Source organism: Stenotrophobium rhamnosiphilum (assembly GCF_003052265.1).
Classification (GTDB): Bacteria; Pseudomonadota; Gammaproteobacteria; order Nevskiales; family Nevskiaceae; genus Stenotrophobium; species Stenotrophobium rhamnosiphilum.
Genome location: NZ_QANS01000008.1, coordinates 17,938 through 38,882, shown reverse-complemented (window position 1 = coordinate 38,882; position 20,945 = coordinate 17,938). Strand labels below are relative to the sequence as shown.

Genomic DNA, 20,945 nt, shown 5'->3' with positions numbered 1-20,945 from the left:
GGCTTAAGCACCCAGTGCGCGCAGATGCGCATCAATTTGTACAAGACGCTCATGCGCGAAGTACCACTCGCCAGCAACGCGTGCGGCGGGTGATTCCCAATGGCCTAGTTTTTTCAGAAGCGCCGTATTGCTGGCGAGCGATGCGCGATGTTCTGCTGTTACCGCCGGAGGCAGGGCGCCGATGTGTTGCTGATAAATCGCAGCGTAAGTATCTGCGCTTGGAAGTGCGTCGGAGCCGAACCAGAGTTGTGCCAGTGCGTCGGCAACAAAGCTATTCAGGTTTGGATGTTGCGCTGCTGCGATAGTCCAAGCGGCAAGAAATGCACAATCTTCTGCCGCGAGTGGTGTGTTACGAGCTAATGTGCGGCCATTGCGTTGTGCCAGTCGGCGGCTATCCGTGATGGCGTGCACGCTGCGTTGAGTGGCGGCAGGATCACCATCAATGCCACGCGCGATCAGCGGGAGTAGATTCAGCTTTGCATTGTGTGCGGCAGCGATTTCGATCAGGCCGGGCAGCGCAATCGCGGCATAAGGATCATCAAACGCAAAGAAGAGTTCGATATTTGTCCGCAGTCCCAAGGCACGTCGAAATGCAGCGCGCAATTGCTGCAAGCCACGCTTACGCGACAAGCCCACCACCAGACGTGGTGCAACAGCACGCCGCAGATATTCGGTCACCGCTGACATTATTTTCTCCTCGTCTTATCGGTATCACACGCTAGTCCTGCGTGGACGAACGGTCTATGCCGCGCCGGACATTACTTATGCATCGCAGGACAACCGTCGCGATGAGTACGATTTAGAAGCTGTAACGCACGTACATGCCAAGGTTGTCGCGGTCGCTGCGTTGGTTATTACGACCGCCACCGGTAAAGATCTGGTACTGCATGCCCGCACCGATGCTTTGGGTGATTTCGGCATCGAGCTGAGCGCTGAGTTGTTGGCGTCCAGCTACGTAGTTATCAATCGTCGCAGGCGAAATGCCGCCGAGATCGTGGAACCACAAGATCGTTGGATACAGACTGATATCGCCAATGGCGCGGCTGTATTGGCCTTTGAGCGCAACGCGATAGCCGTAGGAGAACGAGGTTGCTGCGCCATCTTTCTGTTGCGTTGGATTGATGTGCAGAGAATCGACTTGTCCTGTTGGCGAGCCGGTGCCATCAGCGCCTTCGCTGTAATGCGAGCGATTGCCAGTGCCTTCAAGTTGTAGCTCGCTGAGTTCTGGCAGACCAAAAATTTGCGTGCCGCTGACTTCTAACAAGAACTGAAGTTGATCCGCGCCAATGTAGTTATCGTTGGGGCCGAACACGTGAATGCCGAGAAGCGAGAACTGTCCTACTTTGAAACGCTCGTAACCGCGGATGACTTGATTGGGGCCATAACCTGTCGTGCCCATGCCGCGATACACGCTCAAGAAATCTGGTGCGATGTGGCGGTGGCCGGGAATTGTGAAAGGCGAATCGAGTCCGAGAATCGAGAGATCCGCAGGAATATTGATGTCTTCTTCTGGAAACGCCGGTGCAAGGCCTGCGTAAATCACATCCGTTGCATGAACCTGCAAAGGCATATTCGGGCGATAGGCATATTCACCCGAGAGCGAGAACGGGCCGAGGTTGGAGCTGAAGCTCAGGCCGAGCATGTGAATGTCTTCTGGATAATCGAGGAAGGCTTTCATCGAGTCGGTCGGCACGGGTTCGAGGCCATTTGGATTAATCTTGAAACCCTGACACACCGCAAGCGCTGATACGAAACTGCCCGCTTGTCCTTGGCGCGTGCATGAGGCATTCGCGCTGATCACAGAAATATGTGGCAGGCGGCTGTGATAGTTGGCGTAGTAGGCGCCGAGTTCGGTGCCGCCGAACAAGCTGTCGGCGTAATACTTGAGCTGGATGCCGTACTGCCCGCCGTTTTTTGGACGGCCGTAGTTTTCTGACAGCAACTCAATGGTGCGGGAAGAATGGCTGATCTGGCCGCTGATACCTGCTGGACGGAATTTTCTGTCTGGGTCTTCCGCATATTGGCCTAAGCCCAGCGTGATGTAGTGACCGCCACCAATGAAATCATTGGTCGAGAAAAAGCTGCCGACAGGTTCCGCATTCGCTGGGTTCCAGCGCCATTGATAAAACACATCTGCTGAAAGCCCGTCGACAATTTCTGTGGCGATCGAGAGTGCGGGTACTGCGCGATAAAGTTCGCGAAGTTCAAAGCCCGGCATGCGTGCGAGCACGGCATCTGGTGGGCCCAGTGTGTTGAGCGTGTTCAGCGGCGTTAAGAATGATTCGCCCCAGGTCAGACGCTGATTGCCAAAGGTAATCGTGACGTCGCGATCGGCAACATGAAGCACGTTGGAGATATAGGCATCACGCAATTGCCCGCCGCGTGCAAAGCGACCTGACACTCCGTCTGGTCGTTTGGTGTGTGCGGGTTGGAAGCGCGTGTTGGGGTGGGTTTCTTCGAAGCCGTCGTTAACCGGGTCGTAAAACAAAATGCCGCGGACTCTGCCGCTCCAGTCGCCGTAAGAAAAAGCCAGCGTCGGCGTCAGGCGCGTTGAGGCTTGAACGATGTCGTATTTGTCGTAGTTGAGATTGCCGTTGTCCGTGTTGCCGCCGCTATACGAACCTTTGGCATTCACCAGACGAAGATTTGGTGCAGGATCGCCGGAGAGCGACATGCAATCGTCTGCGGTGCAAAGATTTTGCTGGCCCGGTACGTTGAGCTTGCCGATAAGATTGAGATTGCGATCTTGTGTGCGTATCGCGATGCCGGAAGTGACGCTCGCCGTGAACCCCATTTGCAATTCGCCGATCTCGTATTTGAGGTCTTGTGCCTGCGCTGAAACGCTGACCATTGCAGCAGCAAGCCACACGATACGAGTTAGTGCAAAACGAGTCATCAGCTTCTCTCCCTGCCATTATCTGCCGCCTGTGGCGGTCATGATTTATCTTTTAAATTTTATTGCGCGAGACTTGGTTTGTTACGACCTCAGCATCGGTTTTCTTAGCTTATAGCTGTGAGGAATTGGATTTATCGCTTTGCTTATGCCGCCGCCACACGAAGTCCAACGCGGCGCAAACGCGGAATCTCCATGTCGAGTAAAGCTTCTCCGCCTAATCCCGTGAGCCATGCGCGTACGCTCGCTTGGTCGCGCGAGTTCATGCTGTGATAGACATCGAGAATTCGCTGCGTCATCCACACGATGTACGGAATCGCTGCACGACGATAACGACCGTTGCCCATCGGAAATTCCACTTCGCCCAAGCCACGTGGCAATGATTTGCCCGGCGCGCATTTGGGCAATGCAGCTTTTACTTCAGCCAGAATGGCTTCAATCATTGGCAGAAATTCACTGAACATCGTTTGGAAAATCGGTGTCAATGTTTCTGGAATTTGATCCTGCGGCAGAAACGCACCAGACAGTGGCTTCGGTTTGTTCATGCGATCAACCCAAGCACGCACATTGGGACGCGGATCAATCAACTCACGCTTACTCCAAGGGTCGCGACCCAAGTGGGCGTAGAGCGGGCCGATCAAACCGAAATCGCCGATGGAAGGTTTGTCGCCGAATAAGAATTTATGTTTTGCGAAGTGCGCGTCGAGTAGATCCAGCGTGTCACGCGTCCACTTTGCGATGAGATCAATCTGCGGTCCCGGCACTAGGCCGAGCGAAGGTAAATGTCCACGCATCTGATTCGCCGCTTTGGCCGCGACTTTGTTCTGAATGAAGCTCGGAAAGTAGGGCAGCAAACCACGGCCCGCATCGCGCTGAAAAACCACGTAGTTTTCTGAATGAAACCAGCGCGTGTACATCGCCACCACCAACCACCATTCATCTCCCCACATTTCCATCAGGTAGGACGCAATGCGCTGCACCGGTGTTGTCGGCACAACAGGCGCAGTCGGGAATCGCTGCTCCAGTTGATCAATGATGTGACTGGTGTCTTGCAGCCATTCGCCTTCTGGCGTCACCACAATCGGCATCACCGCCGCATTGGTTTTCTTTTTGGCGCGCACGCTGAAGGTGTAGAAGTCGATCGCCTTCTCTACATGCGGAATGTCTTTGTAGAGCAGATAGCTGCGCGACTTGCCGCTGAAATACGACAGGTGCCAAGCGTAGTGAATGTAAGGTTTGCTCATGGTCCCCCGACTCATAGGCGCAAAAGATTTAAGCGACCTTAGCCCTCATCAGTCTGATAATCTTGTCTTTAGAGGACAAGCTCTGAGCATATAAGGACAGGGCCATCAGAAATGGCGAGAGAAGCCACCACGCTGAACACATGGGCAATCGCGATTTCCCGAACGCTGGATGCGAACGGGTTAGATAGCGAGCGCCTGTTTGCGCAGGTGGGCTTGGATCCGCAAATCCTGCGCGACCCGAATGGTCGTTACCCCGTTTCTAAAATGGCCAAGCTCTGGCGCTTGGCGGTAGCGGAAACTGGCGACCCCTGTTTTGCACTCAAGGCTTCGGCCTATGTGCAGCCCGCTACGTTCCATAGCCTCGGTCTGGCGATGATGGCCAGTCTGAATCTTGAAGACGCGCTTCTGCGCACTGCGCGCTTCTCGCGCATCGTCAGTAATGCCGTCGATGTGGTGATTGAACGCACGCCGCGCGGCATCAAAGAAGTGGTGCGCTTTCTGGATGGCGTACCGACGGTTGATGAGGGCATCGATCTGTTCATGGCCTCAACGCTCAAGCTTGGTCGCATGCTCACGGGCGTAGAGAAACTGCCCGTCGAAATTCGCTTGCGTCGTGGTGGCACCGAAGCAACGCGCGCCGAGTTCGAAAAGTTTTTTGGCTGCTCAGTTGAATTCCGCGCAGAGGAAAATTCATTGCTGGTGCCACATGAGATGATGAGTTTGCCACTGCCGATGGCCAACCCGGAACTCGCGCGGCAGAACGATCGCGTGGTGATGGAATATCTGCGCCGCTTCGACGGCGCACGCATCAGCGAAAAAGTCCGCGCCGAATTGATCTCACGTTTGCCAGCAGGCGAACCCGCACGTGCCGATGTTGCTGGCGTGTTGAACATGAGCGAAAAAACACTGCAACGTCGACTGCGCGACGAAGACACCAACTACCAACAAGTTCTCGACGAAACCCGTAGCGAACTCGCCAAGCAATATTTGAGCGAGCGACAGCTCACGGTGTGCGACGTCACCTTCCGTCTAGGCTTCTCAGACCAAAGCAGTTTCACGCGTGCGTTTAAGCGTTGGACTGGGGTTTCGCCTGGGGAGTTTAGGAATGCGAAGGGTTTAGCGGCCTAACGAAGTGCCGATTAGATTTGCTGGGTTTCGCTACGCTCCAACCCAGCCTACAAGTGCGCCAATTTGTAGCCCGGGTGAAACCCGGGAAGCGCCTCTCCATAAATGAAAAAGCCGGGTTTCACCCGGGCTACGTCACTTGATCAGTGATGCAATTGAGAATGCTATTTGTGCTGCAAGCGCCGCAATGAACATGGCGGCATAGGCTTTCCTCACTAAAGTATCTTCTCGGTTGTCGGCTCGCATGGTGCTACCCATGCCTGCGATCATATTTTTGTCCAACAAGAACTGTCGCAGTTGTATATAGGAATAAACGTTTATCAAAAGGTAGGCTGCTAAGCCTTCAATCGTCAGATCGCCAAATATGGCAGCAGCAATTGAAAGCGCTGCGGAGAAAAGTGCTAGCCCCGAAAGTGGCCTGCTCCATCTGCTCATCAATGCGCGGCCAACGTAACCCGAACAAACGCCGCCAGATCGTCATAAACCGCAGCCCCATGCAGTTCATGCTCTATTTCAGTGCGTGAACCCTTGCCGGTTCGCACTAAAACAGGGCGTGCGCCCGCTGATCGTGCAGCGAGGAGGTCTGGGGCGGAGTCGCCGACAAAAGAGACGTCTTCCAGGCTGACCTGAAAGCGGCGGGCGAGGTCTTTGAGCATGCCGGGACTTGGTTTGCGCATTTCGCTGGGTTCGTCCGGGCTATCGGGGGCGAACTCGATGCCGTCGATGCGGCCGCCGAACTCGCCGACCATCTTTTGCAGGCGGTCGTTCATGGCGAACAGGGCGTCGTAATCGTAAAAGCCGCGGCCGATGCCGGATTGGTTGCTGGCGATAAAGACGCGGTAGCCGGCTTGGCAAAGGCGGGCGATGGCTTCAAGACTGCCGGGAATCGGCCGCCATTCGGCAATCGCTTTCATGTTCTCGTCGGACTCTTCGTTGATGACGCCACTGCGATCAAGAATCACGAGTTTCATATCAAGCCTTTAGAGTCGAACTTCGCCGAGATCCAGTTCGCGAATGCCTTTGCTTACGCGCAGTGTTTCGATGACGTTGCGCAGTTGTTCACGCAGCGAAGCGGCGTTGGGAACGGCTTGTAGACGTAGTGTCGGCGTCGTTGGGTCGGACGTGACCAAGTCAACATGGCCGAGTTTGAAGATGCGTAGCCAGAATGGCTCCAGCATCGAGGCGTCTTTGGCGCGATACAGTTCAAGCTGATCGGTGCGGCGCGTCAGCACGCCCTGCGTGATGATGATGCGCTGAGTGGTGACGCGATAAACGTGTTTGCGGGTTTCCAACCAACGCCACAGTGCGATGAAGATTGGCACGATTAAAAAGGCGAGCAGGCCGCAAATAAAGAACAGCTTGAAATTGGTCCACTGTGACGGTGAGCCTTCCCAGATCAATGTTTCTTGCGCGTCCATGTTTTTTCTCTTTAGCCCGGCAGGCAGGAAATATCTGCCACTTCACGACACGCTACATCAAGCGCATGCAACAAGGCGAGGCGATTGGCGCGCACGGCGGGATTTTCTGCGTTGACCATCACGCCTTCGAAGAACGCATCAACAGGTGCGCGCAATGTTGCGAGGCTACGCAGCTTGGTTTCGCCATCAGCGTTTGCGTTGGTGCTTGAGAGCTGTGTGAGCTGCGAGTGCAGCGCGCCTTCTGATTCGTGTTCAAACAACTTGGCGTCGATAGCCGTCTGCGCGACGTCGCCAGCCTGTTTGAGAATGTTGCGCACGCGTTTGTGTGCGGCGGCGAGGTTCTTTGCTTCGGGCAGTGCCCAGAAACTGCGAAGTGCTTGCACACGCGTATTGAAGTCCAGCGGGCTGGTGATGCCGAGGCTTTTTACGGCTTCGAACATTTCTACTGGGAGATTCTGTTCGCTGTAGTAAGCGCGCAGACGTTCGAGAACGAACTCGGTGAGTTCGGTTAGCGTCTTGTCATCGCGCTTGCCAGCAGGCTGTGCATCGAGTGCAGCTTTCAACACGACTGCGATATCGAGCGACAGCGCGCCTTCAATACAAATGCGCAGCGCGCCGAGTGCAGCGCGACGCAATGCGAAGGGATCTTTGCTTGCGGTTGGCTTTTGACCAATCGCGAAAATGCCTGCGAGGGTGTCGAGTTTGTCAGCGAGTGCAACGATCTGACCTTCGCGGGTCGAAGGAATCGGCGTGCCTTGTTGCGTTGGCAAATAGTGTTCGCGAATGGCTGTCGCAATCGCTGCGGATTCGCCAGATTTCTCGGCGTAGTAACCGCCCATCAAGCCTTGCAGCTCTGGGAACTCGTAAACCATTTTGGTGACGAGATCGTTCTTGCTCAGTGCGGCGGCGCGGTCAGCGGCTTTGCTGTCGCTCTTGAGTAAATCAGCGATGGCGACTGAGAGTTTGCGAATACGGCTGACTTTATCGCCGATGCTGCCGAGATCTTTCTGGAAGGTCACGGTCGAGAGTTTCTCGCCGTAGGCTTCAAGCGATTGCTTGAGATCCTGTTCCCAGAAGAACAGCGCATCCGTAAGGCGCGGGCGCACAACGCGCTCGTTGCCTTCAATCACTTGCGAAGGATCTTTCGATTCGATGTTGCTGATGGTGATGAACACCGGCAGCAGTTTTTTCTGCGCGTCGAACACGGTGAAGTAACGCTGGTTGGTTTCGACGGTGGCGATGATGACTTCTGGTGGCAGCTGCATGAAGCGATCTTCCATGCGGCCGGAGATCACGACGGGCCATTCAACCAGTGCGGTGACTTCGTCCAGCAAACCGTCATCAATGCGGGCGTCGCCACCAAGCTTCTTGGCTTCGGCTTTGATCTGACGTTCGATCTCTGCTTTACGGCTGGCAACGTCGGCCCAAATCTTCGCGGCCTTCAGTGCATCCGGGTAAGCAGCAGGCGATGCGAGCGAGACAGGCGCAGGCGCGTGAAAGCGATGGCCGTACGTGACGCGGCCGCTGTCCAAACCAAAGCGATGGAGTGGAACGATGTCGTTGCCGAGCAGCGCGACCAACCACTGCACCGGACGCACAAATGTTTCTTCGCCCGAGCCCCAGCGCATGCGCTTGGGGACGAGCTCGTCCATCTGCTTGAGCGTTTCTTCAAAAATTTCTGGAATCAGCGAGGCCGTGGCTTTGCCCGGCGCGCTCTTGGAGAAGTGCAGCTTGCCGTCTTTCTCGACGAGTTCTGAAAACTCGACGCCGCAAGACTTTGCGAAGCCCAGTGCTGCAGGCGTCGGCTTGCCGTCTTTGTAAGCAGCGGCAACGGCGGGACCGTCGCGCTTCACGAGCTGATCGGGCTGCTGTGTGGCAACGCCATCAATCAGCACAGCGATGCGGCGTGGTGTTGCAAAGATTGTCTGCGCACCCGGCTCCACGCCGCGCTTGCTCAGGCCGCCGGCAATGCCGTTGGCCAGCGCGCTAGCGAGCGGCACGACATAACGCGCCGGCAAATCTTCGGTGCCAATTTCAATCAGGAGCGGTTGAGCAGACATGAACGGGTTCTATCTATGTGATGCAGAAGCAAAAGGGCGGTCATTTTCCGTGAACCGGAGCAGATCACCAAATTTCTGCGTGTATTGGCGGGAAATGGGGTTTAACCGGGCTCAGACTGGGTTTGCCTATCGAAGCGGCCACGATAGCCAATGAATATACAAAGTCAAAAATAATTAAATTGGATTAATCGATGCCCCGAGTCGAAGATAGTCGCACACAACGAACGGAGTTACTCATGTCCATCTACAAGACTTGGCGATTGACCCGCCAGATACCACTCAAGAGTAGGCTGCAAGAAACGCTTGCGGCCTACGCTGAATCCCACTAAATAATTTACATCGCAACCTAAGGAGATAAGGATGTCTAACGAAGCGAAATGCCCATTTTCTGGCGGTGCTGGCACGCACAGCATTGCCAGCACGCAAAACAACGCTAACTGGTGGCCTAATCAGCTCAACCTCAAGGCGCTCAATCAAAACTCTCCGCAGTCTGATCCGATGGGCGCGGCGTTCAACTACGCCGAGGCGTTCAAGAGCCTCGATCTGAATGCAGTGGTCAAAGATCTGCACGCCTTGATGACCGATTCTCAAGACTGGTGGCCGGCTGACTACGGCCACTACGGGCCGCTCTTTATTCGCATGGCTTGGCATAGCGCGGGCACGTACCGCATTGCCGATGGTCGCGGCGGCGCCGGTTCTGGCACGCAGCGCTTCGCGCCGCTGAATAGCTGGCCGGATAACGGCAACCTTGATAAAGCGCGTCGTTTGCTGTGGCCGATCAAGCAGAAGTACGGCAGCAAGCTTTCTTGGGCCGATTTGATGGTGCTCGCGGGCAATGTCGCTTTGGATTCGATGGGCTTCAAGACCTTCGGCTTTGCCGGTGGACGCGAAGACGTTTGGGAGCCTGAAGATATCTACTGGGGCTCCGAGAGCGAGTGGATGGGCGACAAGCGCTACAGCGGTGATCGCGAATTGGCGAATCCGCTGGGTGCCGTGCAGATGGGTTTGATCTACGTGAATCCGGAAGGCCCTAACGGCAACCCTGATCCTGTGGCTTCGGCGCGCGATATTCGCGAAACCTTTGCGCGTATGGCGATGAATGACGAAGAGACGGTTGCGCTCGTTGCGGGCGGTCACACCTTCGGCAAGGCGCACGGTGCGGCGGATCCGGGCAAATACGTTGGCAAGGAGCCAGAAGGCGCGACCATCGAAGAGCAGGGCTTGGGCTGGAGCAACAGTTTCGAGAGCGGCAAGGGTTCACACGCCATCACCAGCGGTATTGAAGGCGCGTGGAAACCGAATCCGACGAAGTGGGACAACGGCTTTTTAGAGACGCTGTTCGGCTACGAGTGGGAGCTGACCAAGAGCCCAGCTGGCGCGCATCAGTGGAAGCCTAAAGGCGGCGCTGGCGCAGATGCTGTGGTTGATGCACACGATTCGACGAAGCGTCACGCGCCGATGATGACGACGGCTGATTTGGGTCTGCGTATGGATCCGGCGTACGAAAAAATCGCACGTCGTTTCTTGAAGAATCCGCAGGAGTTCGCTGATGCGTTCGCTCGCGCTTGGTTCAAGTTGACGCACCGCGATATGGGCCCGCTTGCTCGCTACCTCGGCCCGCTGGTGCCGAAGGAAGAGTTGATCTGGCAAGACCCGGTTCCATCGGTGGATCACAAGCTGATTGATGAGCAGGACGTTGCGGCTTTGAAGGCGAAGATTCTTGCATCAGGTCTTTCGATTTCTCAGCTGGTGACGACGGCTTGGGCGTCTGCTGCTACGTACCGCGGCAGCGACAAGCGCGGTGGTGCCAACGGCGCGCGTATTCGTCTGGCGCCGCAGAAAGATTGGGAAGTGAATCAGCCTGCTGAGTTGGCGAAAGTTTTGCAGAAGCTCGAAGCGATTCAGAAGGAGTTCAATAGTGCTCAATCTGGCGGCAAGAAAGTTTCGATTGCGGACTTGATCGTGCTGGGTGGTGCTGCGGCTGTCGAAGCTGCTGCGAAGAAAGCGGGACACGATGTGAAGGTTCCGTTCTCAGCAGGTCGCACTGATGCTTCGCAGGAACAAACTGATGTGGATTCGTTCGCAGTATTGGAGCCAGCGGCTGATGCATTCCGCAGCTACATCAAGAAAGGACGCGAGGCATTTGCGGCGGAGTTGTTGTTGGATCGTGCGAACTTGATGACGCTGACTGCGCCAGAGATGACGGTGTTGATCGGCGGCATGCGCGCCTTGAATGCGAACGTGGGCCAAGCCAAGCATGGCGTGTTCACCAAGCGTCCGGAGGTGCTGACCAATGACTTCTTCGTGAGCCTGCTCGACATGAGCACGAAGTGGCAGAAGTCCGCGGCATCAGAAAATGTGTTGGAAGGACGCGATCAGAAAACGGGTCAGGTCAAGGCGACTGGTACTGTTGTTGATCTCGTGTTCGGCTCCAACTCGCAACTTCGCGCTCTCGCAGAAGTCTACGCAAGCAGCGATGCGCAGCAGATGTTCGTTCGTGATTTCGTAGCAGCGTGGAGCAAGGTGATGAACCTCAATCGCTACGACCTTAAAGCTTAATGGCGCAAGCCTTGACCAATCATCAACAGGAGAATGGATATGTCAGTTGAAGTGCTCTACACCGCTCACGCAGTGGCATCAGGTGGTCGTAACGGTCATACCGAAACGCGTGATGGTTTGGTCAAGGCGGATTTGTCTGTACCCAAGGCTATGGGTGGCCCCGGCAAGCCCGGCACCACCACGCCAGAAGATCTTTTTGCCGCGGGTTATGCAGCGTGTTTTGCGGGCGCGGTGGATTACGTCGCGACGCAAGCCAAGCTCAAACCGACTTCGTTGGAAATCGAAGTGGCAGTCGGCATTGGCAAGGATCCGACGGGCTTTGGATTGAAGGTCGATATCACCGCCTGGGTCAGTGGCCTCTCAGAAGCTGACGCGCAGAAAATTGTCGAAGGCGGGCATCAGTTCTGTCCGTATTCGAAAGCGACGCGCGGCAATGTTGAAGTTGGACTCAAGACGATCGTGGTTTGATTTTGCGTAGGCTGTAAACAAAAAAGCCGCCAGATTCTGGCGGCTTTTTTTATGACTGCGGCGTGAAGAAGGGCAGATGAATTTCGCGGAACACTGGCAGTTCTTCGCAACGCGCAACCTGTCGCATCAACGATGGATAACGAGTGGCATCAAGGCTCAATGCTTCGTGCACAAAGGTTGTTGCACAAGCGACGGTGATATCAGCCTGCGTCATGCGCGTGCCGATCAGCCAGCCATTGCCATCCAGCGTCGTGGCATAGCGATCAAGTTCTGCGAGGCCTTCATCCATCTGTGAGCGGCAACGCTCAACCCACGGCTCGTGACGCTTTTCTGCGGGGCGAAACGCGCCTTCGTAGAGTTGCGAGACGCCTTTGTCGGCAATGCCACTGGCAATTGCCATCAGCTTCAGTGCGAGTCTGCGTTCAGCGCCACTGCGTGGGAGCAACGCGCGTTCTGCGCCAACAGTTTCGTCGAGGAAATCAAGAATCGAACTCGACTCAATCAGCGTTTCGCCATCGCCCAACACTAAGGTCGGCACGCGGCCCAGTGGGTTGTAGCGACGGATATCGGCTTGGTCTTTGCCGACAGACCAATTGCGATGTTCAAACGGCATGTCGAGCAACTTCATGCTGACCGCAACGCGGCGCACGAAGGGGGAATCGAACATGCCAATTAGGATATTCATCTGACTAAGAGGGCGACACCGTAGATCTGATTGCGCATCAGGTTCTGCACCATAAGATCAATGCGCTGAAGTTCTGGTTGAGGAAGGTTTCGCATCTGCCCATCGCTGATCACTGCGCTTTCAAATGGAATCATCGCCGCTGTTTTGGGCGCCCCGTATGGGAGTAGAGCCTCTCCATCGGGCATGACGCGTAGGTAAAGGATGGATGAATACGCATAGGCGCGGTCAAGCGCGAGAAGGCTATGGGTATGAAGTCCGTACCCTGTGATTTTGACGTTGCTCCCCACCGTACTGCAGCCGGAAACAGCGACAACAAACATGTCGATTCGTTGATGCGCTGCAATCCGAGAAAGCTCGCTTTTGATCTCGTCGCTTAGTGGGCCGGTCCAAGTTGAGCACTCTACGACGCCAACAGCATTGTTGAGCGTTGGGGTCAGCGCGACGACTTCTGGCCGGTAGGCCGCGTTGTATGTGAGCGCTTGAATAAGTTCACGCTCGATGAACCCTCGAAAATCGAAAGTTGAGGTGTAAGGTTCGTCGAAGTTGTTGAATATTGTCGTGCCAACATGGACATTTCTGGGCTGAGCACCCACTAGGTTCACGATTCCAATTTTGGCACCCGGTACCAAGCCTGCACGTTCTCCGCCGGCCTGAACGCAACCAATCAGCGTTGCTGTAATGGTGAGCAGCGCCGCGCGGCTGATCGAGCGGATATTCATGCAGCGGCTTTTAGCGGTGCAAAGCCAACGATCTTGGCGCGGGCGTTGTAGTACGCCTCGGCACAACCCTTGGCGAGCGTACGCACGCGCAGGATGTAGCCTTGACGTTCGGTGACGCTGATCGCTGAACGTGCATCCAGCAGATTGAACGAGTGCGAGGCTTGCAGCACGCGCTCGTAGGCGGGTAGCGGCAATGGCGTTGGCAGTGCCAACAAATGCTGGCATTCAGCTTCTGCCTTGGCAAAACGCTCAAACAATGCTGCGGTGTCTGCGTGCTCGAAGTTGTAAGCGGACTGTTCGACTTCGTTCTGGTGATAGACGTCACCGTAAGTCACGATCTTGCCGCCGACGTCAGACCACACGAGGTCGTAGATGCTCTCTTTGCCTTGGATATACATCGCGAGGCGCTCTAAACCGTAGGTGATTTCGCCAGCGACGGGTTTGCATTCGATGCCGCCGACTTGCTGGAAGTAAGTGAACTGCGTGACTTCCATACCGTTGAGCCAGACTTCCCAGCCGAGGCCCCAGGCGCCGAGGGTTGGCGATTCCCAGTTGTCTTCAACAAAGCGGATGTCATGCGTGAGCGGGTCGAAGCCGAGCATGCGCAGCGAGTCCAAATAGAGTTGTTGGATGTTGGGCGGCGAGGGCTTCATCAGCACTTGGAATTGGTAGTAGTGCTGGAGACGATTGGGGTTGTCGCCATAGCGGCCATCGGTTGGGCGGCGGCTCGGCTGCACGTAAGCGGCATTCCAGGCTTCAGGACCAATTGCGCGCAAGAAGGTAGCGGGGTGGAAGGTGCCGGCGCCCACTTCCATGTCCAGTGGTTGAACGATGACGCAGCCGTGGCTGGCCCAATACTGTTGAAGCGCGAGGATGAGGTTCTGAAAAGTCATGACGCCAAATGTCCAATGAAATCTGTATTGCCGCCCTGTTCGCGAGCTATTGGGCGGCAGCGAGTAAAAAAGCTGCGCGAGTATAGCGAATCAAGGCTTTTAAGCCGGATTGCGTGTGAGCGGCGATGACCGTTTGCCTAGAGGAAGGTGTTTTATTAAAAACTTTATAAATTATTAATTGTATAAATTAAAACAAACCTAAAAGCGTATCGGGAGTGCATCACAGTCTTGCACTGTAAGGCCTCGATAGAGTTGTTTTGCGTCACCTCAACGGATCGATGGATGGCGCTAATAAAACAATAAATCAGGAGGTTTACATGTGGAAAATGTTACTCGCAGCGTCCTGCCTTTCGCTGATGTCGATGACGCAGGTGGTGCACGCTAACGATGTAAGTCCAAAGACCGGCAAGGAGCTGACCGATAAGCAGCAGAAGCGAAAGGACTGCGGTGCGGAGGCCAAACAGCAGGGCCTAAAAAAGGAAAAGCGCAAAGCCTTTGTGAAGCAGTGCATGGGCAAGTTCAGCGCGGCTGAGAACGCCGAAAAGGCCGAAAAGAAGGCGGCACGCAAGGCCAAGATGAAAACCTGTAATGCCGAGGCCAAGACGCAGGGGCTTAAAAAAGCCGAGCGAAAGACGTTTATGAAGGACTGCCTGAAAGACTAAGCCGCTGCTGGATCAGGCCCACTCCTCTATCTATAAGGGGAGTGGGCCTTATTTATTGAGGGCGAATATTGGGGCGCAGTAGTAAAAGCATCGTAAGGCCCGGTTTGTTCTGATTTATCGAATCTAGCTGCGTAGGTTTCCGGGTATCATGTGCGCCGCTTTTGTGGTCTTTCTTGGCACAGTTCATGCTGCATTTTGGCGCATCGCTGGTCATGATTGCTGGCGACCCTATCCACCGTTCCTGCAGGAGACACCCATGTCGGGTAAAGACGTACTGAAGACTATCGAAGAAAAGGGCGTGAAGTTCGTTGACTTCCGCTTTTGCGACACCAAGGGCAAAGAGCAGCACGTAACCGTGCCGGCTCACACCATTGATGAAGCGCTGTTCACCGAAGGCAAGATGTTCGACGGTTCGTCGATCGCTGGCTGGAAGGGCATCAACGAATCCGACATGATTTTGATGCCGGACGCGTCCACCGCCTTTATGGACCCGTTCTTTGATGACCCAACTCTGGTCATCACCTGCGACGTTATTGAACCTGCAACCATGCAGGGCTACAGCCGCGATCCGCGTTCACTCGCGAAGCGCGCTCAGGAATATCTGAAGAGCACCGGCATTGCCGACACCGCTTTCTTCGGCCCTGAAAATGAATTCTTCATTTTCGACAGCATCCGCTTCGACTCAGGCCTGAAGGGCTGCTTCGTTGAAATCGACGCTGAAAACGCAGCTTGGAACTCCGGCAAGCATTACGAAGCCGGCAACACCGGTCACCGTCCTGCTGTTAAGGGTGGTTACTTCCCAGTTCCACCCGTTGACGCGCTGCAGGACATCCGTTCGGCAATGGTCACGACGTTGGAAGACGTTGGCATGGAATGCGAAGTGCATCACCATGAAGTTGCTACCGCTGGCCAGTGCGAAATCGGCGTTAAGTTCGGCACGCTCGTGCAGAAGGCTGACGACGTTCTCAAACTGAAGTACGTGGTGCAGAACGTTGCTCACAGCTTCGGCAAGACAGCAACGTTTATGCCTAAGCCAATCGTTGGCGACAACGGTTCCGGTATGCACGTTCACATGTCGCTCGCTAAGGGCGGCAAGAACCTGTTCTCCGGCGACGGCTACGGCGGTCTCTCCGAAACCGCTTTGTACTACATCGGCGGTATCCTTAAGCACGCCAAGACGCTGAACGCGTTCACCAACCCAGGCACCAACAGCTACAAGCGTTTGGTTCCAGGCTTTGAAGCGCCTGTGATGCTCGCTTACTCGGCTCGTAACCGTTCGGCTTCGATCCGTATTCCTTACGTTGCGAACCCTAAGGGCCGCCGTATCGAAGTGCGTTTCCCTGACTCGACCGCCAACCCTTACCTCGCGTTCACCGCGATGTTGATGGCTGGTCTGGACGGCATTCAGAACAAGATTCACCCGGGCGAAGCTTCGGACAAGGATCTCTACCATCTGCCACCAGAAGAAGATGCAAAGATTCCACGCGTTTGCCACTCGTTGGACATGGCGCTGGAACACCTCGACAAGAACCGCGAGTTCTTGACCAAGGGCGGCGTTTTCACCGACGAACTGATCGACGCTTACATCGAACTGAAGATGCAGGAAGTCACGCGTTTCCGCATGACGACCCATCCGATCGAGTTCGAAATGTACTACTCGCTCTAAGACGCCAACCGCGCGTATTTAGCGCGCAGTTAACGTGCAGTAAACTTAAACGCCCCGGTTGCCCCGGGGCGTTTTCTATTGGAGCAAGGCTTGAGCGAAAGCGTCACCAACAAGCGTCACGTATTGCCCCACGAGTGGGCCTTCGGCGGATTTCTCGCGCTGACTGCAGTGCGCTTGGCTATGAGCGTCGGTTTTTCCGACTGGCACACGCTCGCCTTCTTCGCATTTACATTCGGTTGCGTCGTCGCAGTTGCGGCGAGTGGTCGCGCACCTAGCTCTATCGCTTGGCGCGTTCGCTTGCTGTGGTATCCCAGTGTGATGGGGCTTTCGTTTTACACACTCGCAACAGCAGTGCCTTTACTCGGCGTTTCATCTGCGGATGCATTGCTGGCGCAACTTGATCATTCCTTGTTGGGCCTTACGCCAGCGGTTGCGTTAACAGCGGTGCATCTGCCGTGGTTCACCGATCTAATGGTCGCGGCTTATCTATTCTTTTTCTACATTTTGATCGTCGGCCCGGGCTGGTATTGCGTGAACGATCTAACGCGCTTCCGCGCTTGCATCGTCGGACTCTTCACCACGTATGCATTGGGCTTTATGGGTTACACCTTGCTACCCGCTGGTGGCCCGCACTTGAGCATGACGGACCTGCCGCCGCTTGATGGTGGTTGGCTCACGCAAGCAATGTTGCCGATGGTGAATCAGGGCAGTAACGGCGTTGATGTGTTCCCGAGCATTCACTGCGCGGCTTCACTGTACCTGCTGATTTTTGATTTCCGCCATTACCGTCGCCGCTTCTGGTGGCTGCTACTGCCGTGCATTGCCTTGTGGGTGTCGACGGTTTACCTGCGCTATCACTATGTCGTTGATCTGCTCGGAGGCGTCGTTATTGCTGCGATTGGCGTATCAACGGCGTATCTTTATGAACGGTCAAGAATGGCCGGCGAGATTGAAATGCAGGAACAGAGCGCCTGATCGAACATTTTTGGTGTTAGCGTTGTCATATAACCGTAGCAAAGGAAGTGTCTACTAGACGGTCTATGAGCCAGAATCCGCCCGAAATGGAATTGCAGCCCGCTGATCTTTTCTTGAATCGAGAGTTGTCGCTGCTCGAATTCAATCGCCGCGTGCTTGAACAGTCCAAAGATGAAACTGTTCCTTTGTTGGAACGTTTGAAGTTTCTTTGCATTGCTAGCTCCAATCTCGATGAGTTCTTCGAGATTCGTGTTGCTGGCCTGCAGCAGATGGTCGAGCTCAATCCCAACCAGCGCCTGCCTGACGGCATCATGCCGCAGGAAATGCTAGGCGCGATCAGCGTGCGCGCGCATGCGTTGGTTGATGAGCAATACCGCGTGTTCAACGATGTGATCGTTCCTGAGTTGGAAAAAGAGCGCGTGCGCTTCTTGCGTCGTTCGGAATGGACGCAGGAGCAGGACTCATGGCTGCGTAAATATTTCAGCGATGAATTGCTGCCAGTGCTGTCACCAATGGGGCTGGATCCAGCGCATCCGTTTCCACGCATTCTGAATAAATCACTCAACTTTATTGTGTCGCTCTCAGGCAAAGATGCCTTTGGTCGCAACACGGCATTTGCAGTGGTGCAGGCGCCGCGTGCATTGCCGCGCCTGATTCAGATTCCTAAAGATGTTGCAGGCACTGGCCCGCACGATTTTGTTTTCCTGTCTTCAGTTATCCATGCTTACGTCGATGATCTATTCCCAGGCATGGAAGCGAGTGGCTGTTATCAGTTCCGTGTTACGCGCAATTCCGATTTGTTGGTTGATGAAGAAGAAGCCGAAGATTTAATCGCTGCACTGGAAGGCGAGTTGTCGCAGCGCCAGTGGGGCGACACGGTTCGCCTCGAAGTTGCGCACAATTGCCCAGAGCAAATGTCGCAATACCTGATGGACGTTCTGCAGCTCACGCCAGCCGATGTGTATTCGGTGAACGGTCCTGTGAACCTGATGCGCCTGATGGCGATTCCGGACATGGTGGATCGTCCTGACCTCAAGTATCCGACGTTCACGCCGCGTATTCCTAAGGCGCTCGCTGGTGGCGATATTTTCAGCGTCGTGCGTGAACGCGATGTGTTGCTGCAGCATCCTTACGACTCGTTCATGCCGGTTGTAGAGTTTCTGCGTCAGGCGGCAAGAGATCCTAAAGTTCTTGCGATCAAACAGACGCTGTATCGCACGGGCGCAAAGTCGCTTGTGGTTGATGCGCTGATTGAAGCGGCTCGCGCAGGCAAAGAAGTTACGGTAGTGATTGAACTGCGTGCGCGTTTTGATGAAGCCGACAACATCGATCTCGCTGAAAAAATGCAGGATGTTGGTGCGCATGTTGTGTACGGCGTCGTCGGTTATAAGACGCACGCCAAGATGTGCTTGGTCGTTCGTCGCGAAGAAACCGGCCTGCGGCATTACGCCCACCTTGGTACCGGCAACTACCATCCGCGCACTGCGCGCATGTATACCGACTACGGTTTGTTCACCGCTGATGCTGCAATGTGCAAGGACGTGCATGCTGTGTTTTTGCAGCTCACCAGCCTCGGCAAAGTTAGCAAGCTTAAATATCTGTTGCAGTCTCCGTTTACCTTATCAAAAGGTATGCACGCCAAGATTGAACGCGAAGCGGAGAATGCGAAGAAGGGCAAGCCCGCAAGCATCATCGCCAAGATGAATGGCTTGGTAGAGCCGGAAATAATTCAGTCCTTGTACAAGGCGTCACAGGCGGGCGTGCAGATTGATCTGATCGTGCGCGGCATGTGCGCACTGCGTCCGGGCGTGAAAGGTTTGTCTGAAAATATTCGCGTACGTTCGATCGTTGGTCGTTTCCTTGAGCACCAGCGCGTACTGTATTTTCAGAATGGCGAAGAGCCAGAAGTGTATTTATCGAGTGCTGACTGGATGGAACGTAACTTGTTCCGTCGTGTGGAAATCGCATTCCCAGTACTCGACAAGAAAATCCGCGAACGCATCATCGATCAGCTGCAGTCTTATCTAGCAGACACCGCGCAGAGTTGGTTCTTGCACGCCGATGGCGTCTATAAGCGCGCTGAAAAGCCGGAAGGCAAGGGCGTGCAGATCAAGCTACTGGAAGAATCTCAGAGTTGATTCTTTAGTCGTGCACTAGCGTACAACAATGCTCTGTGCGGACTTCAAAATTGCTTCTGGATCCACTTTGCCTGGCACTGCGAGGCCGCGCTGAACTGCGGGGCGCTCCCACATGCGCGTCATCCATGCTTTCAGATGCGGCAGGCCTTCAACTTCTACGCCTGCCCAAGCGTGAATCTTTACCCAAGGATAAGTCGCGATATCCGCGATGGAATATTCGTCGCAAAGAAACTCACGGCCTTCTAAGCGCGCGTTGAGCACTTCGTAGATGCGGCGCGTTTCCTTCTGATAGCGATCAATGCCCGGCTGATATTTTTCTGGCCAGTAGCGGAAGAAAACATTGGCTTGGCCTTGCATCGGCCCTAATCCGCCCATTTGAAACATCACCCACTGAATGACTTCTGAACGGCCTTTGACGTCACTCGGCAAAAGCTTGCCGTACTTCTCGGCGAGATAAATCAGGATGGCGCCGGATTCAAATACGGCGAAGTCGCCATTCTCGTGATCAACAATGGTTGGAATGCGGCCATTGGGATTGAGCTTTACGTAGTCGGGCTTTTTTTGGTCGCCAATGCCGATGTTCACGAGTTGCACTTTGTAAGGAACGCCGAGTTCTTCGAGCATGATCGAAGCTTTGTGGCCATTCGGCGTGGGCGCCGTGAAGAGCGTGATCATGGTGGTTCCGTGTGAAGTTAAGCGAGTGCGCGATCGGGATAGTCGGTGAAGATGCCGTCAACGCCGATTGCTTTCATGCGCGTAATTTCGTCGGGGTGATTGACGGTGTAGACAAATACTTTGAGATCACGCGCGTGAGCATCAGCGATCAGACGTTCGTCAATAAATTCATCTGAGATATTGAGCGAGCCGGCGCCAAGCTCAACTGCGCAACCGGCCCAGTCCAGCGGTACGCCACAGAGCAGAACGCCGATCGGAATTTCTGGTGCGAGATCGTGGAATTCATAAAGCTCGGGCAAGTGGAATGACGACACTTGGATTTTATCCAGTGGCCAGCCTTGCGCGACAACCTCACGTAAAACATTCGCGACGGCTGCACCCGTGCCGTTCCAAGTTTTAAGTTCGATGTTGACGCCGATGCGTTGGTCAATCAGCGATAGCGCTTCTTGCAGCGTAGGAATCTGTTGGCCTTTGCCAGCATCAAGCGTTCGCAGTTGTGCAAACGTGTGTTCGTCGAGCCGACCTTTGCCGTTGGTTGTACGTTCCAGTCGCAGGTCGTGCATCAGCAGCAGTTCGCCATCATGGAGTTGCACATCAAACTCCACCCAATGCGCGCCGAGACATAGCGCGGCATCAAAGCCGAGCAGAGTGTTTTCTGGGGCGTGACCACGCGCGCCGCGATGGCCGATGACAGTGAATTCTCGTGAAGGGTTATTCGATTCCATCGCACACCTCCAGCGGCTTTAATGCGCCTCTCTTCTGCAT

Annotated in this window: 19 protein-coding genes; 7 read left to right on the top strand and 12 right to left on the bottom strand. The window is 54.9% G+C overall.

Translation table 11 applies throughout. The annotated features are described in order from the left end of the window. Positions 1–3: 3 nt before the first annotated feature. The 3 genes from CJD38_RS17075 to CJD38_RS17065 form a co-directional block, all read right to left on the bottom strand. Positions 4–687 carry a thioredoxin domain-containing protein gene (locus CJD38_RS17075; RefSeq protein WP_107941597.1) on the bottom strand — a complete coding sequence of 228 codons (684 nt, stop codon included), beginning with the start codon at positions 685–687 and terminating at the stop codon, positions 4–6. A 112-nt stretch (positions 688–799) separates the two neighbouring features. Beyond that, a complete protein-coding gene (locus CJD38_RS17070; protein ID WP_107941596.1) occupies positions 800–2,896 on the bottom strand; it encodes a DUF1302 domain-containing protein in 2,097 nt (698 codons plus the stop codon). A 143-nt stretch (positions 2,897–3,039) separates the two neighbouring features. Then, positions 3,040–4,137 carry a glutathione S-transferase family protein gene (locus CJD38_RS17065; RefSeq protein WP_161554274.1) on the bottom strand — a complete coding sequence of 366 codons (1,098 nt, stop codon included), beginning with the start codon at positions 4,135–4,137 and terminating at the stop codon, positions 3,040–3,042. Between the two features lie 111 nt (positions 4,138–4,248). On the opposite strand from CJD38_RS17065, the gene CJD38_RS17060 reads away from it, so the two are divergent. Beyond that, a complete protein-coding gene (locus CJD38_RS17060; protein WP_107941594.1) occupies positions 4,249–5,265 on the top strand; it encodes an AraC family transcriptional regulator in 1,017 nt (338 codons plus the stop codon). Between the two features lie 132 nt (positions 5,266–5,397). Here the strand turns inward: CJD38_RS17060 and CJD38_RS17055 are convergent, their stop codons facing one another. The 4 genes from CJD38_RS17055 to glyS are packed head-to-tail and all read right to left on the bottom strand — an operon-like array spanning position 5,398 to position 8,740. Beyond that, positions 5,398–5,697, bottom strand: coding sequence for a hypothetical protein (locus tag CJD38_RS17055; RefSeq protein ID WP_107941593.1), 300 nt, complete (start codon positions 5,695–5,697; stop codon positions 5,398–5,400). Continuing rightward, positions 5,697–6,233: a D-glycero-beta-D-manno-heptose 1,7-bisphosphate 7-phosphatase gene (gmhB, locus tag CJD38_RS17050; protein ID WP_107941592.1), complete on the bottom strand. Its 537-nt coding sequence runs from the start codon at positions 6,231–6,233 to the stop codon at positions 5,697–5,699. The genes CJD38_RS17055 and gmhB overlap by 1 nt, the downstream gene beginning before the upstream one ends. 9 nt (positions 6,234–6,242) lie before the next feature. After that, positions 6,243–6,680 (bottom strand): PH domain-containing protein, encoded by a 438-nt coding sequence (locus tag CJD38_RS17045; RefSeq protein ID WP_107941591.1) that lies wholly within the window; start codon positions 6,678–6,680, stop codon positions 6,243–6,245. An 11-nt stretch (positions 6,681–6,691) separates the two neighbouring features. Continuing rightward, positions 6,692–8,740, bottom strand: coding sequence for a glycine--tRNA ligase subunit beta (gene glyS / locus CJD38_RS17040; RefSeq protein WP_107941590.1), 2,049 nt, complete (start codon positions 8,738–8,740; stop codon positions 6,692–6,694). 360 nt (positions 8,741–9,100) lie between these two features. Between glyS and katG the strand changes: the two genes are divergently transcribed. Next, on the top strand, positions 9,101–11,299 hold the full coding sequence (katG, locus tag CJD38_RS17035; RefSeq protein WP_107941589.1) for a catalase/peroxidase HPI: 2,199 nt from the start codon (positions 9,101–9,103) through the stop codon (positions 11,297–11,299). A gap of 39 nt (positions 11,300–11,338) precedes the next feature. After that, positions 11,339–11,767, top strand: a complete 429-nt coding sequence (locus CJD38_RS17030; protein WP_107941693.1) for an organic hydroperoxide resistance protein — start codon at positions 11,339–11,341, stop codon at positions 11,765–11,767. Positions 11,768–11,816: 49 nt separating this feature from the next. On the opposite strand, the gene CJD38_RS17025 is transcribed toward CJD38_RS17030, so the two are convergent. From CJD38_RS17025 to glyQ, 3 genes are read right to left on the bottom strand one after another with little or no spacing between them, the layout of a single operon-like run. Continuing rightward, positions 11,817–12,452, bottom strand: a complete 636-nt coding sequence (locus tag CJD38_RS17025; protein WP_107941588.1) for a glutathione S-transferase family protein — start codon at positions 12,450–12,452, stop codon at positions 11,817–11,819. Continuing rightward, positions 12,449–13,171 (bottom strand): hypothetical protein, encoded by a 723-nt coding sequence (locus CJD38_RS17020; RefSeq protein WP_107941587.1) that lies wholly within the window; start codon positions 13,169–13,171, stop codon positions 12,449–12,451. The genes CJD38_RS17025 and CJD38_RS17020 overlap by 4 nt, the downstream gene beginning before the upstream one ends. Beyond that, the gene (glyQ, locus tag CJD38_RS17015) at positions 13,168–14,064 is read right to left on the bottom strand and encodes a glycine--tRNA ligase subunit alpha (protein WP_107941586.1); all 897 of its coding nucleotides are present in this window, start codon (positions 14,062–14,064) and stop codon (positions 13,168–13,170) included. The genes CJD38_RS17020 and glyQ overlap by 4 nt, the downstream gene beginning before the upstream one ends. Before the next feature lie 257 nt (positions 14,065–14,321). On the opposite strand from glyQ, the gene CJD38_RS17010 reads away from it, so the two are divergent. From CJD38_RS17010 to ppk1, 4 genes are all read left to right on the top strand, one after another. Further along, positions 14,322–14,726: a PsiF family protein gene (locus CJD38_RS17010; protein WP_206363059.1), complete on the top strand. Its 405-nt coding sequence runs from the start codon at positions 14,322–14,324 to the stop codon at positions 14,724–14,726. A gap of 256 nt (positions 14,727–14,982) precedes the next feature. Further along, positions 14,983–16,392 (top strand): glutamate--ammonia ligase, encoded by a 1,410-nt coding sequence (gene glnA, locus CJD38_RS17005; RefSeq protein WP_107941691.1) that lies wholly within the window; start codon positions 14,983–14,985, stop codon positions 16,390–16,392. Between the two features lie 90 nt (positions 16,393–16,482). Continuing rightward, positions 16,483–17,367 carry a phosphatase PAP2 family protein gene (locus CJD38_RS17000; RefSeq protein ID WP_107941585.1) on the top strand — a complete coding sequence of 295 codons (885 nt, stop codon included), beginning with the start codon at positions 16,483–16,485 and terminating at the stop codon, positions 17,365–17,367. 65 nt (positions 17,368–17,432) lie between these two features. Beyond that, positions 17,433–19,505: a polyphosphate kinase 1 gene (ppk1, locus tag CJD38_RS16995; RefSeq protein WP_107941584.1), complete on the top strand. Its 2,073-nt coding sequence runs from the start codon at positions 17,433–17,435 to the stop codon at positions 19,503–19,505. A gap of 15 nt (positions 19,506–19,520) precedes the next feature. On the opposite strand, the gene CJD38_RS16990 is transcribed toward ppk1, so the two are convergent. Next, positions 19,521–20,180, bottom strand: a complete 660-nt coding sequence (locus CJD38_RS16990) for a glutathione S-transferase family protein (RefSeq protein WP_107941583.1) — start codon at positions 20,178–20,180, stop codon at positions 19,521–19,523. A gap of 17 nt (positions 20,181–20,197) precedes the next feature. After that, on the bottom strand, positions 20,198–20,905 hold the full coding sequence (locus CJD38_RS16985) for a glycerophosphodiester phosphodiesterase (protein ID WP_107941582.1): 708 nt from the start codon (positions 20,903–20,905) through the stop codon (positions 20,198–20,200). Between the last annotated feature and the right edge of the window lie 40 nt (positions 20,906–20,945).